This window comes from Actinomadura kijaniata, from assembly GCF_014138665.1.
GTDB classification, from domain to species: Bacteria; Actinomycetota; Actinomycetes; order Streptosporangiales; family Streptosporangiaceae; genus Spirillospora; species Spirillospora kijaniata.
This window is the reverse complement of record NZ_JACJIA010000001.1, coordinates 303,917-319,456: the sequence shown is the minus strand read 5'-3', so window position 1 is coordinate 319,456 and position 15,540 is coordinate 303,917. Positions and strand designations below refer to the sequence as shown.

The window sequence follows — 15,540 nt, the reverse complement described above, 5'->3', positions numbered from 1 at the left end:
CATGCGTATCGCGATCACCGGGCACCGGGATCTCGACGAGAGGACCGCCGCGCTGGTGGACGCCGCGATCCGGACCCGGCTGAGCCGGTCCCGGGACATCGTCGGCGTCTCCTGCCTGGCCGAAGGCGCCGACCAGATCTTCGCACGCGCCGTCCTGGACGCTGGCGGGCGGCTCGAGGTCGTCATCCCGTCCGCGGGCTACACCGCGACCCTCGGGGTCCGGGCGAAACACGGGTTCGACGAGCTGAAGGGCCGTGCCTCCCGCATATGGGCGCTGGCCCACACGGGTCCGGGACCGGGCCCCTATCTTCAGGCGGGACTGAAGATGCTCGACCACGCGGACGAGCTCATCGCGGTGTGGGACGGCCTGCCCGCCGCGGGTCGCGGCGGCACGGGCGAGATCGTCGAGCACGCCCGCCGGCGCCGCATGACCGTGCATGTCCTTTGGCCCGAGGGCGCGGTCCGCACGGGCTGAGATCCGCGTCAGGCGACAGGGAACGTCCCTGTGTCCTTCACCGCCTCCCGGATCACCCGGACACCGGCGGCGGCCTTTCCATGACACCGGCCGAAACGGGACCGCCATTCCGGCACCGCCGTCACATCCGGGCAAATGTGACAAGTCCCGCACATGGCACCGCGCAGGCGTGACATTCGGGACGGACGTGGCACCACCGCGCCGACAGGGCGAGGCGCGCCCGGGGATCGACCTGGCCGTTCGCGGCCAGCAACGGCACGACCCTGCGAACCGACGCATGACACCAGACGTCTAACAAGCTCCCAAACGTATGAATATAACGCAGAAGAGCAAAAATAGACCGCCACGCCAATGATCTGGGAAAAGTTTGCCGAACACGCACCGACAGCTTGTGATCTGTATCACACTATGTCGCTCAGGGTAGGAGTCTTGATCTCGAACCATGAATGTGGAGGCGGCGAGGAAGATCGACTACCCCCGTCGTTCGCATGTCGCATGCGCACTGTCATACCATTGCTACACACTGCTACCAACCGTCGATGGGCAAAAATGAACATTCCTGTAAAAATGGACGCGCCCGAAGCGCCCACCAGGTTGATCGAGTTGAGCGACCTCACCCTGGACGAGCTGGCGCTGGACGACGGGGCGGCGCGGATCGCCGCCAGATTCGCCCGGATGGACGTCGAGGACTCCGACCCGGTCCGGGTCGCGGCTTTCAACTCTTTCATCGGTTAACAGGGCAGGACAAATGCCGTCGGCCCTTTTCCGCCAATTCATACTGAAGGTCCACAACAGGTGCGACCTGGCCTGTGATCACTGTTACGTGTTCGAGCACGCGGACCAGAGCTGGCGGAACCGTCCGGCCGTCATGTCCACACGGACCATGCGCAGGGCGGCGGAGCGCATCGCGGAGCACGCGAGGGAGCACGGGCTCGCGGAGGTCTGCCTGGTCCTGCACGGCGGGGAACCGCTGCTGGCCGGACCCGACCGGCTGGGCGAGCTCATCACCGCCGCCCGGGAACCGCTTCGCGGGATCTGCGACGTCGAGTTCCGGCTTCACACCAACGGCGTGCTCCTGGACACCGGGTTCTGCGAGCTCTTCCGGAGGGAAGGCGTCCTGGTGGGCGTCTCTCTGGACGGCGACCGGGCCGCCAACGACCGTCACCGTCTCTACCGTGACGGACGGAGCAGCTACGACAAGGCCGTTCGCGCCATCGGCCTGCTCCGCCACGACTTCCCCGAGCTGTACTCGGGCCTGCTGTGCACCATCGACGTCGCCAACGATCCGATCGCCGTCTACGAGGCGCTGCTGGATCACGAGCCGCCCGCCATCGACTTCCTGCTGCCGCATCACACCTGGGACGACCCGCCGCCGAGGCCGACGGTCACGGCATACGCGGACTGGCTGTCAGCGATCTTCGATCGGTGGCTCGCCGGCGGCCGGCCGGTGCCGGTTCGGACGTTCGACTCGATCATCAACGCCGGGCGCGGCGGCCCCAGCCTGACCGAGTCCCTGGGCCTGGAGGCCGGTGACCTCGTCGTCATCGAGAGCGACGGGGGCTACGAGCAGGCGGACTCCCTGAAGACCGCCTACGACGGCGCTCCGGAGACCGGGATGGACGTCTTCCGGCACTCGGTCGACGAGGTCGGCCGGCACGCGGGCGTCGCCGAGGGCCGTGGCGGCCTGGCCGCCCTCTGCGAGGTCTGCCGGTCCTGTCCCGTCGTCGCGGTCTGCGGCGGAGGGCTCCGCGCGCACCGCTACCGGGGAGACAGCTCGGGGTTCGCCAACCCGAGCGTCTACTGCGAGGACCTGTCCGCCCTGATCGCCCACGTGCAGCGAGGCTCCGCCCGGCGCCTCGGAGCGCTGCCGGCGCCGGTGCTCCGCTCGCTCGCGACGGGATACGGCGATCCGGCGGCGATCGCGTGGCTCCGCCGGTCGCAGACGGTCGGCGGCCGGGCGCTGCTCGCGGCCGTCGGGGCGAGGTCGGAGGCTCCCGCGGCCTGGAACACGCTGAGAGAGGTCGAGGGGCTCGCGCCTTCGGCGCTTGACGCCGTGCTCGCCCATCCCTACGTCCGCGTCCGAGCCGTGCGGCGGCTACGTTCCCTGGAGGAGAGCGACGACCGGACCGACGACGGTCTCCTGGCCACGGTCGCCTGCGTCGCCGCCGCGAAGGCGGGAACCCGTTCCACCCTGACGGTGCCGGTGCGGGACGGAGACGTCTACCTCCCCACGGTGGGCCGGTACCGGGTCCCCGGCCGGGAGCGCACCACCGTCCAGGTCGGTGACGGGCGCTTCACCGTCGAGGGGGCCACCGGCATGGATCCGGTCCGGCGGCTGAGGGCCGGTGCCGCCAGCGTGGCGCTCGACGACCTCGATCCCTTCCGCGACTGCCATGACTGGCCCGCCTCGGAGCGACTCGACGAGGAACGCTTCCAGGAGTGGCAGACCTGTTTCCAGCAAGCGTGGGAACTGCTGGAGAAGGACTACGGGGAGTACGCCCCGGGCATCGCCGAAGCGCTGACCACCATCGTTCCTTTGGACGTGCCGCATCCGGGTTCCAACGTCAGCTCGGCGGCACGGGACGCGTTCGGCGCCGTGGGGATCGCCTTGCCGGAGGATCCGGCGACGCTCTGCCTGCTTCTGCTGCACGAGTTCCAGCATGTGAAGCTCGGCGCCGTCCTCGACTTCGTCGACCTCTACGACCGCAACGACGAACGGCGGTTCCACGCTCCCTGGCGCGAGGACCCTCGTCCGCTCGAAGGGCTCCTGCAGGGAACCTACGCGCATATCGCGGTCGCGGACTTCTGGCGCCGTCGATGCCGCGTGCCGCAGGCCGACACCGTCGCCGAAGCCGAGCGTCACTTCGGCAAGTGGTACCCCGAGACGCTCGCGGCCGTGGGCACCCTTCAATCCTCGGAAGCGCTGACGGGCCTCGGCGAGCAGTTCGTCGCGCTGATGCGGGCGACCCTGGAGTCCTGGGACCCCTCCGTCCCCACCGCACGGAGCGACTGATGCCGGCGTGTGTCAGTCCCCCCGCGTCACGCGGGCCGGCCGCGCCGACGCGGGCGTCGCTGGCACGCGATCTCCGGCTGCTCGGCGTCCGCCGAGGAGGGGACCTCCTCGTTCACGCGTCGCTGCGCAACCTCGGTCGGCCCGAAGGCGGCCCAGCGGCCGTTCTGGCGGCGCTGGGCGATGTCCTCGGCCCTGACGGAACGGTCGTGGTCTACACCGCCACACCTGACAACTCGGACACCTCCCGCGTGCACCTGCGTCGTGTCCGCGGAATGAGCGAAGGCGAGCGGGAGCGCCATCTGCGGTCCATGCCCGCCTTCGATCCCGCCCGCACGCCGTCGTCGGGGATGGGGGCGTTGGCGGAGCACGTCCGGACCTCCCCGGGAGCGCGGCGGAGCGAACACCCGCAGAGCTCCTTCGCGGCGCTGGGCCCCAGGGCGCTCCACTACGTCGACGGGCACGCCCCGGACTGCCATCTCGGTGAGTCCTCGCCCCTGGCCAAGTTGTACAAGGCCGAAGCCCACATCCTCTTGCTCGGCGTGGGTTATGACAGTTGCACCGCGTTGCATCTGGCGGAATACCGCTACACGCCGGATCCGCCAATGCGCCGCTACCGGTGTGTGGTCGAGCGTGACGGCGGTCCGGCCTGGTGGAGCTACGAGGACGTGGTCCTGGACGACGGGGACTTCCCGGAAGTCGGCGCCGGTCTCGACCGCCTGCCCTGGGTGCGCAGAGGGCGGGTCGGCCATGCCGATACCCGGCTGATTCCGGTGGACCGCGCGGTGGACTTCGCCGTCGCCTGGTTCGCGGCCCGCCGGACGCGCTGAACCGCGCAAGAATTCTCCGTATTTTTACACACTTTGTCGCAGGCTGTCTCCCTTACCTTTGCCGCTATACAGTGGCTCCTGAAGGGAGCGGCATGCTTGACAGGTTCCACTCCGACGACTGGCGACCCCACTTCTTTCTCAGTTATGCCAGGTCACGCTACCGGCCCGATGCCACCGACCCCGACCGGTGGGTCGTCAAGTTCTTCAATGATCTCTGTCAGGACGTCAGCCATGCGACGGGTATGCCAAATCCCGGGTTTATGGACAGACAGATACCGGCCGGCAGCAAGTGGCCCGACCAACTGGCGGACGCGTTGTCCAACTGCCGGGTGCTCGTCGCGCTGTTCTCGCCCGCCTACTTCAGCAGCGAGTACTGCGGCAAGGAGTGGGCGGCCTTCCTGGAACGGATCTCCAGGCAGTCCGCCGGCCTGAAACGCCCGGTGGCGATCATTCCCGCGATGTGGGTCGCCATGGACATGAGCGAGATACCGCCGACGCTGCATTCGATGCAGAACATCCCGCCCGGTTTCCCGCCCGCGTACGCGGCCGAGGGACTCTACGGAATCATGAAACTGGGCCGCTTTCGCGAGCAGTACAAGGAGACGGTGCTGCGCCTGGCGAACATCATCAAGGACCGGGCCGCCGAGTGCGATCTCGCTCCCGGGCAGATCTCCGACCTCGACACCCTGGACAGTCCGTTCGCCGCGTCGCCGCCGACGGTGCGGGGCCACGTCGTCCGGCTCACCCTCGCCGCCCAGGATCTCAACGGTCTCCCGGCCGAACGCGACACCTATTACTACGGCCGCACCAGCCGTGAATGGACGCCGTTCCGAAGTGAGGAGCACACCACCCCGATCGGCGCCTACGCCGAACAGGTCCTGGAAGACCTGGGTTACCAGTCCGTCGTCGACAGCATCGGCGAGCCCGCGGCGGACGCCGAGGAGTCACCCAGGGTGCTGGTCGTCGATCCCTGGGCGGCCAAGGACGAGGACATGGGCGGCCGGCTCCGCCGGCTGGACGCCAAGCCCGTCAACGTCGTGGCGCCGTTCAACGCCGAAGACCAGCAGACCACGGACGCCTCGGCCGAACTGGACGACGCTCTGAAGAAGGCCCTGGGGCAGTGCCTGGCGCTGGCCGGTTCGGCCAGGCGGATCACCACGGTCAGCGCGTTCCGGGACGCGCTGCCCAAGGCCGTCAACGAGGCGATCAGCCGCTACTTCAAGACGACCAGGACCCATCCGCCCCAGATTCCTCCGACCATCCCGCGCCCCTCCCTGAAAGGGCCGCAGCCGTGAGCGTCCAGGAGAATCGCATGAGCAGTGCCGGAACGATCGTGACCTTCTACTCCTACAAGGGAGGCACCGGCCGTACGACCGCACTGGCCAACGTCGCCTGGATCATGGCGATGTCCGGACGCAAGGTGCTGGCCGTCGACTGGGATCTGGAATCGCCGGGACTGCACAAGTTCTTCCATCCCTTCCTTGACGAAGGCGTCATGGGAGCGACTCCCGGCGTCATCGAACTGCTCAGCGACTACGCGTGGGCGGCGACCCGCCGGCACGAGAACGCCGAGCGGGACTGGCATCTGGAATATGCGAAGATCTTGAAACACGCGGTCTCCCTCAACTGGAACTTCGAGTCGGGCGGCACGCTGGACTTCGTTTCGGCCGGACGCCAGAACCGCGACTATTCCTCGCTGATCACCAGCATGGACTGGGACAACTTCTACGAGCGGCTGGGCGGCGGCCAGTTCTTCGACGCGCTGCGGGCCGACATGCGGCGCCACTACGACTACGTTCTGATCGACAGTCGCACGGGGCTGAGCGACATCGCGGACATATGCACGGTGCACTTCCCCGACGTGCTCGTCGACTGCTTCACCCTCAGCGACCAGAGCATCGACGGGGCCGCCGCCGTCGCGAAGCACATCGACGAGCGCTACCGCGAGCGCGGGATACGCGTCCTGCCGGTGCCGATGCGCATCGACTTCGGAGAGAACGCGAAGGTGGAGGCCGGCCGGCTGTACGCCCGGACGCAGTTCGACCGCTTTCCCCGGGGCATGTCCCAGGAGGAGGCCAACCGTTACTGGCTGTCCGTCGAGATTCCCTATCGCCCCTACTACGCCTTCGAGGAGACGCTCGCCACCTTCGGCGACGCGCCCGGTTCCCCCAACTCGATGCTGGCCGCCTACGAGCGGCTGACCTCCGTGATCACCGAGGGCCAGGTGGGGTCCTGCCCGTCCATCGCCGAGGACCTCCGGCTCGCGACCCTGGAGCGGTTCGCCCGGCGCATTCCGTCGGAGGTGTCCGACGTACTGATCATCTACGTGTCCGAGGACCGGCCGTGGGTCGACTGGATGAACGTGGTCCTGGGGCGCGCCGGCTTCCGGGTGGTCGCCCGGAGCCTGGACACCCTGCCGCAGGACGACCTGGACGGGGCCCTGGAGTCGAGCGGGCACATGGTCGTGCTGTTCTCTCCGGCCTACGTCGTCTCCACGCAGGGCAGGCGGGCGTGGCACTCGGTGCTGAGCCGCGCTCCGGTGCCCCATCGGCGGCTGACCACCGTACGGGTTCTGGACGCGCAGCTCTCGATGGACCTGGCGGGTCAGATGCCCATCGACCTCACCGGGCTGGGGGAACGGGACGGGGCCGAAAGGCTCCTGCGCTCCCTGGGACGCCCCGGGCAGGCGTTCGAGAAAGCCGCCGACCACCCGCGCGTCGGCCCCCGGTTCCCGGGCGCGGCGCGCACCGCGCCCGACATCTGGAACGTCGACCGGCGCAACGCGGTCTTCACCGGACGCGGGCACCTCCTGGAAGAGCTCCGGGACCACCTGCTCGGCACCACCCAGCGGGTCGTTCTCCCGCAGGCCCTGCACGGCCTGGGAGGCGTGGGGAAGACTCAGGTCGCCCTTGAGTACGCACACCGCTTCAAGGCCGACTACGACCTGGTCTGGTGGGTCAGCGCCCAGCACCCCGACTCCATCAGGACGGCGCTGGCCAGGCTGGCCGAACGGATCGGCCTGCGGGTGGGAGAGAGCATCGCCGACGCCGCGAACGCCGTGCTGGAGGCCCTGCGCCGCGGCGACCCGACGTCCCGATGGCTGTTGATCTTCGACAACGCCGACAGCCCCGAGGAGTTGCAGGAGTACCTGCCGGGAGGCGACGGACACGTGCTCATCACCTCCCGCGACCCGGCCTGGACCCAGTTGGCGGCGCCGCTGGAGGTCGACGTGTTCACCGAGGAGGAGTCCGCCGCCCACCTGGTCCGCCGCGTTCCCGAGATCTCCGAGGAGAACGCACGGAAGATCGGCAAGGCGCTCGGTTACCTGCCGCTGGCCATCGAGCAGGCAGCCGCCTGGCTGGCCTCGACGTTCATGCCCGCCGCCGAGTACCTCCAGGCGTTGGAGAACGAGACGGCGTCCACCCTGGCGCTCAGCACCGAGGCGTTCCCCCAGCCGGTGGCCATGACGTGGAACGTCACCTTCCGTCAGCTACGTGACGCCTCCCCCGCCGCGGCCCGCCTGCTCGAACTGCTCGCCTTCTTCTCCTCCGAACCGATCTCGCTGGACCTCGTCTACAGCGACGAGACCGCCGGCATTCTCGTGCCCTACGACGAGACACTGCGCGACAAGATCGTCCTGGGCAAGGTGGTCCGGGAGATCAGCCGGTTCGCGCTGGCCAAGGTGGACCTGGGCAACAACTCGATCCAGGTGCACCCGCTCGTCCAGGCCGTCATACGCGCCGGGATGGAGGAGGAGCTGGCGACGAGCACCTGCCACGACGTGCACAAGATCCTGCTCGGCGCCCGCCCGCAGCACGGCGACACCGACGATCCGGCCAACTGGCCGAGCCTGGACAAGATACTTCCGCACGTGAAGCCGTCCGCCGCGGCCCAGTGCGACGACGAGGACGTCCGGCAGATGCTCACCGACCTCGTGCGCTACCAGTGGAAACGCGGCAGTTTCGAAAGCGCGATGTCCGCCGGGGCCGAGTTGACCGAAGAGTGGCGGGACAAGCTCGGCAGCGACCACTGGCAGTGGCTGTTCCTGCAGTCACAGATCGCCAACGTGCTCAGGTCACAGGGCAACTACAACGCGGCGTTCCGGCTGGACCAGGACGTGCTGAACCGGCAGGAGGGCTCGCCGTCGCTCGGCCCCAACCACCCCCACACGCTCATCACCGCCGGCAACCTCGCCGCCGACCTGCGCGCGCTGGGCAGGTTCCAGGAGGCGCTCGATCTCGACCAGCGCACCTACGACCGCCTGGCCGGACTCTGGGACGAGGACCACCCGCGCACCCTGATGGTCGCGCACAACCTGGCCATCGACTACCGCCTCAACGGCGACCTGTACAGCGCCCAGAGGTACGACAGGGAGACGGTCGACCGGCGTCGTGCCGTCCTCGGCGAGGAGCATCCCTACACGCTCTTCTCCAAGGCCAGCCTGGCCCGCACCCTGCGTGAGCTCGGGCACTACGAGGAGTCGGTGGACATCCTGCGGCAGGTGTACGAGACGTACCTGAGGGTCCTCGGGGACCAGATCCTCGACACCCTGCGCACCGGCAAGAGCCTGGCGGTCTCGCTGCGGAAGGCCGGGCACCGGGAGGCCGCCTTCGAGCTGGCCGAGGAGATCTACTCCCGGTACCAGCGGCACTTCCCGGACTCGCCCGACACGCTGCCCGCGGATCTGGAGGTCGCGGCCTGCACGTCGGCGCTCGGGGACAAGCAGGCGGCGCGGGACCGCACCCGGGCGGCGCTCGCCCGGCACTCCGCCGAGATGGGCGGGACGCACCCGTACACCCTGGTGATCGAGAACAATCTCTGCGGCTACCTGCGCGGCTGCGGTGAACTGGACGAGGCCGTCGCGATCTCCACCCGGGCCGTCGCGGGGCTCAGGGAGCAGTTCGGCTCCGCCCATCCCTTCGTCCTGTCGGCGATGGTCACCCAGGCCAACTGCCTGGGTGACGCCGGCCACCACGAGGAGGCCGAGCGCGTGGAACGGGAGGCGCTGGGCGGGCTGCTCAGCGTCCTGAAGAGCCATCACCCGGACACCAACGTGTGCCGGTCCAACCTGTCGATCACTCTGGAGCATCTGGGCAAGCACACCGAGGCCCACCGGCTCCATCGGGAGGCGACGGAAGGGCTGCGCGCGCTCACCCTGAACCACTCGCATCCGGTGTTCGACGCCGTGCAGGCCCGCCGCAGGGTCAATCGCGACATCGAGCTACAGCCGCTGTGACGCGCGGTCGTCGCGAGAGGGCCCGGCCAGCCAGGCGAGGACGTCCGGCAACACGTCGAACGCGCCGAAGTGCGCCGAGCCGGACTCGATGACGACGGTCGAGCTCGGGATGTTGGCTCCCAGCCACCGGGAGTGGCCGACCGGCGAGAAGGTGTCGTCCGCGCCGTGCCAGAGCATCGTCGGAACGGTGATGCCGCCAAGCTCGAAACCCCACGGGGCGCAGAAGGCCAGCAGGTCATCGACCCAGCCGTCGGCCGAGGCGCGGAACGCCTCGGTGTAGGTCGCCGCCAGCATCCTGCGGATTCCCCCGTCGCCGACGATCCTGCGGTCGGACAGCGGCAGCTCGTGGTAGAGGTCGGCGACGAGCCGGGCGGGATCGGCGCGGATGCGCTCCGCCGCCGAGCGCAGGCGGGCCGAGATCAGGCGCCCCTGATGGCGTACCGCCATGTACTCCCTGGTGTTGGAGGCGGTCATTCCCTCGAACCAGTCGAGCCCCTCCGCCTGCGCGGGGGCGAGCCCCACCAGCACGGCCGTACGCCGTACGCGTTCGGGCAGCAGGGCCGCGCAGGCGAGCGCGTGGGGGCCTCCTCCGGAACGGCCGAGGACGGCGAACTCCGTGAGCCCGAGATGGTCGGCTATCTGCCGCACATCGGCGGCGATGTCGGCGACCACCCGTCCGAAGTGTCGTTCCGAGCGTCCGTAACCCGGGCGGTCGAAGGTGATGAGCCTGATTCCGAGCTGGTAGAGCACCATGGGCCGGGGAATCGGCCCCAGTCTGCTTCCGGGCGTGCCATGGAGAAGGAAGACCGGTGCGCCTGCGTCCTCACCCCACTCCTCGACCGCGAGCGCTCTTCGGTCCGAAGTGAACACCAGGCTGGTCAAGTCACGCCTCCGTTCTCACCGAGGGTGCGGAAATGAGGATTCCGGTAAGTCCTGCTTCAGTGTTGCCTCTGCGAAGGGAGTGACAAATATGGCGATCACTATAAAATGATGGACAAAACGGCACGATGATAACAATCGACGGCCGCGTCTTTCGTGACGGCGCCCTCCAGCACCGGGCCCTTCCGCCTTCTTCGGGAGGAGGCGCGCCACGGCGTGGAGCCGGCCGTGACGTTCGTCCCGCCATGCGCCGATCTCCCACCCAGCGGCTTGATCACCACGGTGTCCGCCGCCGCCACCGGAGCTCCGGATGCGATTCCCTCGCACCGCGCCCGATCCGACGCGCCCGCCTTCGACCCGACGATCATCGCGGTCGCCCTACCACCGGGGCGATGTCCGCCGTCCCGCACGCGGCGGGGAGGGACCCCGGGACGCGTCAAGCCCTCCGTCCGCTACAGGACATTCTTGGGATCACCGCCGACGGCGAACGGCTCCACCCCGCCCCGGCGGGCGCGTCTAGGCGTCCTTCCACTCCTCGTTCTCGTAGTCCACCAGGCGGGGGTGGACCAGGGTGTTGATCTCGACGTCGCGGTGCCGCAGGTCCCGGCCGAACGCGGTCGAGGCCCGCAGCACCTCGGCGTCCAGGAACCGCAGGTCGGGAACGTCGGCGGGCAGCGTCAGCGCCGGGGTCCGGCCCGCCGCCGCCAGCACGTAGCCCCAGTCGCCGAAGCTGGGCACGTCCACGTGGTACGGGACGACCTCCAGCCCCGCCGCCCGCACCGTCTTCTCGATGCTGCGGAACGACTTGGGCGCGAAGTACGGCGACCCGGCCTGCACCACCATCCGGCCGCCCGGCGCGAGCAGCCGCTTCACCATGCCGTAGAACTCCAGCGAGTACAGCTTGGCCGTGGCGACGTCGTCGGGGTCCGGCATGTCCACGACCACCGCGTCGTAGCGGCCGGACGCCGACCGCAGCCAGGAGAACGCGTCGGCGGCCACCACCCGCACGCGGGGGTCGTCGAACGCGTGCCGGTTCAGCCCGGCGATCTCCCGGTGGGTGCGGGCCAGCCGGATCATCTCCGGGTCCAGCTCCACCAGCGTCGCCTCGCGCACGTCCCGGTACCGCAGCACCTCCCGCAGCGCGAGCCCGTCGCCGCCGCCCAGGACCAGCACCCGGTCCCGGGGGCCGGCCAGCACCGGGTGCACCAGCGACTCGTGGTAGCGGTACTCGTCCACCGAGGAGAACTGGAGGTCCCCGTTCAGGAACAGCCGCAGGTCGGGCCGTCCCGACAGCGCGACCCGCCTGGTGACCACGATCTCCTGGTAGGGCGTCCGGGTCGCCAGCGCGATCGGGTCGCGGTACAGCGCCTGCCGCGCCGACACCTCGAACCCGTCGGCCAGCGCGTACGTCGCGCCGAGCACCGCCAGCACGCCCGCCATCCCGGCCCACAGCCCGGTGCGCGCCGCGCGCCGGACCTGCCGCCGGAACAGCCACAGCACCACGGCGATCCCGGCGACGGCGTTCACGGCCCCGACCAGCAGCGCGCCCTTGATGTGCCCGAACAGCGGCAGCAGCACGAACGGGAACGCCAGCCCGCCGACCAGCGCCCCCACGTAGTCGGCGGCGAAAAGGTCGGCCACCGCCGACCCCGCGTCCTGCCGCCGGATGCGCTGGAGCAGCGTCATCAGCAGCGGGATCTCCGCCCCGACCAGCGCGCCCACCGCGAACGCCACGACCACCAGCGCGGGCACGTACAGGTCCAGCCACGCGAACGCCGCGTACAGCACCAGCACCGACAGCCCGCCGACCAGCGCCAGCGCGCCCTCGATCACCGCGAACGCCACCACCGGCCGCCCCTGCAGCGGTTTGGCCAGCAGCGACCCCACGCCCATCGCGAACACCATCACCGACAGCACGATCGACGCCTGCGTGACGGAGTTCCCGACCAGGTAGCTCCCGAGCGCGACCAGCGCCAGCTCGTACACCAGCCCGCACGCCGCGCACGTGAACACCGCCGCCAGCACGGCGCTGCGCGCCGCCCGCGCGGGCAGGCTCAGCGCGCCGCCGGTCTGGTCGCCGGTCTCGTTCCCGCCGTCGTTCTCGCTCATCCCGGAACCCTCCCCCCGAACGGTCCGGGACGTCAGGAGATCGCGGCGGCGACGATCGCGGCCGTGCCCAGGTCGGCGGCGGCGACCACCCAGCACGCCGGGTGCAGCGTCTCGGACTGCACCACGGTCGCGCCGAGCTTGCCCGGCGTCATCAGGTCCAGCAGGTAGAACGCCACCACCATCAGCACGATCCCCAGCACCCCGTACACGGTGGTGCTGAGCAGCCCGGCGGCGATGTCGTCCTCGCTGCTGACGATGGCGGTGGTGACGATCGCGCCGACGCCCAGCAGCTTGGCCGCCAGGATCAGGGCCGCGCCCCGGTTGCGCTGGGTCCAGATCTGCTCGCCCAGCTTGCCGGGCGTGGTGATCTCCACGACCAGGTAGCCGAGCGCCATCAGCGCGATGCCGAGGACCCCGTAGGCCAGCAGGGCGCCGCTCTCGGCGAGGATGTCGTTGATCATCAGTTGCCCCTCCGGGTCCGGACGGCGGCGACGGCGATCCACGCCACGCCACCCACGATCAGTCCGATCGCGATGGTCAGGAAGATGTAGAAGCCCGCGCCCCGGCCCGGCAGGGTGTCCCCGGCGGGCGCGGCCTGCGCCGGGGCGTCGGGGACGGGCCCGGCCTTGCCCTCGGACGCCATCAGCAGCGGCAGCCCGCCGATCGCGTCGGCCAGCCGCGCGATGCCGTTCTCACCGGTCAGGTCGGAGCCGTAGATGTCCATGCGGATCTCGGGGCTCGGGATGTCCCCGCCGAAGTTGGTCTCGACGTCGAGGTCCGCCGACGTCCACTCCCCCTCGATCGAGCTCCAGGTGTACTCGGCCTTCAGCACCGCCCATTTCGGGCACGCCTCGGGCCGTTGCCAGGGGGCGATGTCGACGCCGAGGTTCGACCCGTACTCCACTCCCGAGCCCCGCAACACCCCCGCGAGCTCGGACGAGGGACCGCTGGGGGTCGGCGTGGGACCGGCCGTCCGCGTGGGCCGGGTCGTGGGCCGGGTCGTGGGCCGGTCGGTCGGCCGGGTGGTGGGCGTGGGCCGGGCCGAACGCGTCGGCGTCGGTGACGGGGTGGCGTTCGGCTGGGGGCTGAACGTTCCCGGATACGACGGCGTGACCTTCTGGACGTCCCCGAACCGGTCCGAGTCGATGATCCACCCGTAGCAGACGCCCTGCGCCTTGGCGGCGGCGTCGAGGCGCGCCACGAGCTGTCCCGACTCGCGCGGCCCGAACACCGGGGCGGTGTTGTAGTCGACCTTCTCGCGGTCGAACATGGCCCAGAGGGGGGGACCGAAGATGAGCGTCAGAACCAGCACGATCATCAGAGGGGGTACGACGTTGCGCTTCTTCGCGCCGTCCTTGGCCGGGCTCACTTGCCCTCCCCCGGACCGCCGCCGCGGAACGTCGAGGCGCGCCCGCCCGGGCCGCCCCAGCGTCCGCCGAGTGACGAGTGGTAGCGCGCGTAGCCGCGCGCCGGAGTGTCCACGGTGATCCGCGATCCGGCCCCGGCGGGCCGCACGCCCACGATGGCGCTGCGGTACCGCAGGTAGACGCCGGTCGGGTCCGTCACGCGGTCGTCCGGCTTGTGCTTGCCGGCGATCCGCTCGGCGGTGCGCAGCGGGCCGTCCGACGACCGGTAGGTGTCGGGCCCGGTCTTGGGGAAGGTGCGGGCGATCCAGCCCTTGGGCGAGGATCCGCCGGCGAACAGGGCGATCAGCAGGATCAGCGCGCCGAGCCCGGCCAGCAGCCCGCCGCCGATGAGCGCTCGTTTCATCGCAGGTCCCTCAGCAGGCTCCGCGTCATGACGACCTCCTGGGTCTGGGGGTAGGTGTGCCAGGTGCGCCAGCCGTACCCGGTCGGCGCCGCGGGGTCCGCGGGGTCCACCGCGAGCGCGGTGACGGCGTGCGGGGAGCCGGGGAACACCCCGACCAGCGCGTCGTCCCGCGTGTCCAGATCGGCGAGCAGCCCCTCCACGGCGCGGCGGAAGCCGGCCGCGTCGTGGACGCGGGTCTCGTCGCGGAACTCGTAGGACCAGTCCCGGATCCGGCCCCGGAACCGGCCGGGCAGCCGGTCGTGCCCGGGCAGGCACGCGACGGTCTCGCTGAACGCGCCGACGATCACCTGGTGGGAGGCGCCGAGCAGGCGCAGCTCCACCGCCTGGCCGGAGCGTTCCACCGTCCGCACGGCCAGCGCGTCCAGCGGCGCGAGCCCGAGCGCGAACGACAGCGCGTCGGCGCGGGTGTCGGCGTAGGGGATGTCGAGGGCGGCGGGCAACATCAGCTTCCGGGGTAGATCGTCATCGTCCCGGCGGGGACGGCCTCGCCGACGCCGAGCTCCCAGGTCCCGCCGCCGTACCGCTCGAACGACAGGTACCGGCCGCCCGGCCCCTCGTAGTCGACGTACTCGACCTGCCCCTGGACGCCGACGCCCGTGGTGCCCTCGCTCTGGTAGGTGGCGGTCCCGTGCTCGTCCCGGCGGTAGGAGACCCCGTCCACCTCAAGGAGCTTGGCGTCGGGCTTCAGGTCGCCGAGCTCGCGTTCGGTCCACCACACGACCTCCAGGTCGGGGTCCTCCTCCACGGAGATCCAGACCTTGCCGCCCTCGGCCCCGTCCCGGTCCAGCAGGTGCTCGGCCCAGGTGAACCCGCCCTCGCGCATCCGCAGCGAGCCGCGCACGAAGTACCGCTCGCCCAGGTACTCGATCATGTCGCCCGCCTTGACGGCGCGCGGGTCGCCGCCGGGCAGGTCCTCGGCCGCGAACGGGTCGCGCGGGGCCGCGGCCGGGCCCGGAGGAGCGGGTTGCGGCGTTGACCTGCGGCGCAGCATGATCACAATGATCACGGCCAGCGCGGCCAGGATCAGCGCCAGCAGAAGCGCGATGACGGTCTCGGTCATGAGGGGGCCCTCCGCTGTGCGGCCGACGTTCCAAGGAGGCGTGGACCAGCGGATACTACACAAGCAACATCACTGATCCATCTCCGTATCAGAGGAGACGAAAGCCCCGCC

Annotated in this window: 13 protein-coding genes; 6 read left to right on the top strand and 7 right to left on the bottom strand. The window is 70.2% G+C overall.

The genetic code is table 11. The features are described from left to right. Nucleotide 1: 1 nt before the first annotated feature. The 6 genes from HNR61_RS01460 to fxsT all read left to right on the top strand — a co-directional run bounded on the left by HNR61_RS01460 (nt 2) and on the right by fxsT (nt 9,551). Nucleotides 2-475 (top strand): hypothetical protein, encoded by a 474-nt coding sequence (locus HNR61_RS01460; RefSeq protein ID WP_182841299.1) that lies wholly within the window; start codon nt 2-4, stop codon nt 473-475. A 603-nt stretch (nt 476-1,078) separates the two neighbouring features. Continuing rightward, nucleotides 1,079-1,210: a hypothetical protein gene (locus HNR61_RS49010; protein ID WP_281400282.1), complete on the top strand. Its 132-nt coding sequence runs from the start codon at nt 1,079-1,081 to the stop codon at nt 1,208-1,210. 13 nt (nt 1,211-1,223) lie between these two features. Beyond that, complete coding sequence (locus tag HNR61_RS01455; RefSeq protein ID WP_182841298.1) at nt 1,224-3,488, top strand: FxsB family cyclophane-forming radical SAM/SPASM peptide maturase; 2,265 nt, start codon at nt 1,224-1,226, stop codon at nt 3,486-3,488. Nucleotides 3,489-3,547: 59 nt separating this feature from the next. Beyond that, the gene (locus HNR61_RS01450; RefSeq protein WP_312897793.1) at nt 3,548-4,315 is read left to right on the top strand and encodes an AAC(3) family N-acetyltransferase; all 768 of its coding nucleotides are present in this window, start codon (nt 3,548-3,550) and stop codon (nt 4,313-4,315) included. A 92-nt stretch (nt 4,316-4,407) separates the two neighbouring features. Beyond that, nucleotides 4,408-5,610, top strand: coding sequence for a TIR-like protein FxsC (locus tag HNR61_RS01445; protein WP_182841296.1), 1,203 nt, complete (start codon nt 4,408-4,410; stop codon nt 5,608-5,610). Between the two features lie 17 nt (nt 5,611-5,627). After that, entirely contained in the window at nt 5,628-9,551 is a 3,924-nt protein-coding gene (gene fxsT / locus HNR61_RS01440) for an FxSxx-COOH system tetratricopeptide repeat protein (protein ID WP_182841295.1), read from the top strand. On the opposite strand, the gene HNR61_RS01435 is transcribed toward fxsT, so the two are convergent. From HNR61_RS01435 to HNR61_RS01405, 7 genes are all read right to left on the bottom strand, one after another. Then, nucleotides 9,537-10,433, bottom strand: coding sequence for an alpha/beta fold hydrolase (locus HNR61_RS01435; RefSeq protein ID WP_182841294.1), 897 nt, complete (start codon nt 10,431-10,433; stop codon nt 9,537-9,539). The genes fxsT and HNR61_RS01435 overlap by 15 nt on opposite strands. A gap of 513 nt (nt 10,434-10,946) precedes the next feature. Beyond that, nucleotides 10,947-12,539 (bottom strand): polyamine aminopropyltransferase, encoded by a 1,593-nt coding sequence (locus HNR61_RS01430; RefSeq protein WP_182841293.1) that lies wholly within the window; start codon nt 12,537-12,539, stop codon nt 10,947-10,949. Between the two features lie 32 nt (nt 12,540-12,571). Then, on the bottom strand, nt 12,572-13,000 hold the full coding sequence (locus HNR61_RS01425; RefSeq protein ID WP_182841292.1) for a DUF350 domain-containing protein: 429 nt from the start codon (nt 12,998-13,000) through the stop codon (nt 12,572-12,574). Then, nucleotides 13,000-13,908, bottom strand: a complete 909-nt coding sequence (locus HNR61_RS01420; protein WP_182841291.1) for a hypothetical protein — start codon at nt 13,906-13,908, stop codon at nt 13,000-13,002. Before HNR61_RS01420 ends, HNR61_RS01425 begins: the two co-directional genes overlap by 1 nt. Continuing rightward, nucleotides 13,905-14,309: a DUF4247 domain-containing protein gene (locus HNR61_RS01415; RefSeq protein WP_182841290.1), complete on the bottom strand. Its 405-nt coding sequence runs from the start codon at nt 14,307-14,309 to the stop codon at nt 13,905-13,907. The genes HNR61_RS01420 and HNR61_RS01415 overlap by 4 nt, the downstream gene beginning before the upstream one ends. After that, entirely contained in the window at nt 14,306-14,812 is a 507-nt protein-coding gene (locus HNR61_RS01410; RefSeq protein WP_182841289.1) for a DUF2617 family protein, read from the bottom strand. The genes HNR61_RS01415 and HNR61_RS01410 overlap by 4 nt, the downstream gene beginning before the upstream one ends. Further along, nucleotides 14,812-15,429 (bottom strand): DUF4178 domain-containing protein, encoded by a 618-nt coding sequence (locus tag HNR61_RS01405; RefSeq protein WP_182841288.1) that lies wholly within the window; start codon nt 15,427-15,429, stop codon nt 14,812-14,814. Before HNR61_RS01405 ends, HNR61_RS01410 begins: the two co-directional genes overlap by 1 nt. Nucleotides 15,430-15,540: the final 111 nt, after the last annotated feature.

Coding starts and splice junctions, on each gene's coding strand:
- HNR61_RS01460 (WP_182841299.1), top strand. CDS start 2: ATGCGTATCGCGATCACCGGGCACCGGGATCTCGACGAGAGGACCGCC.
- HNR61_RS01455 (WP_182841298.1), top strand. CDS start 1,224: ATGCCGTCGGCCCTTTTCCGCCAATTCATACTGAAGGTCCACAACAGG.
- HNR61_RS01445 (WP_182841296.1), top strand. CDS start 4,408: ATGCTTGACAGGTTCCACTCCGACGACTGGCGACCCCACTTCTTTCTC.
- fxsT (WP_182841295.1), top strand. CDS start 5,628: ATGAGCAGTGCCGGAACGATCGTGACCTTCTACTCCTACAAGGGAGGC.
- HNR61_RS01430 (WP_182841293.1), bottom strand. CDS start 12,539: ATGAGCGAGAACGACGGCGGGAACGAGACCGGCGACCAGACCGGCGGC.
- HNR61_RS01425 (WP_182841292.1), bottom strand. CDS start 13,000: ATGATCAACGACATCCTCGCCGAGAGCGGCGCCCTGCTGGCCTACGGG.
- HNR61_RS01415 (WP_182841290.1), bottom strand. CDS start 14,309: ATGAAACGAGCGCTCATCGGCGGCGGGCTGCTGGCCGGGCTCGGCGCG.
- HNR61_RS01410 (WP_182841289.1), bottom strand. CDS start 14,812: ATGTTGCCCGCCGCCCTCGACATCCCCTACGCCGACACCCGCGCCGAC.
- HNR61_RS01405 (WP_182841288.1), bottom strand. CDS start 15,429: ATGACCGAGACCGTCATCGCGCTTCTGCTGGCGCTGATCCTGGCCGCG.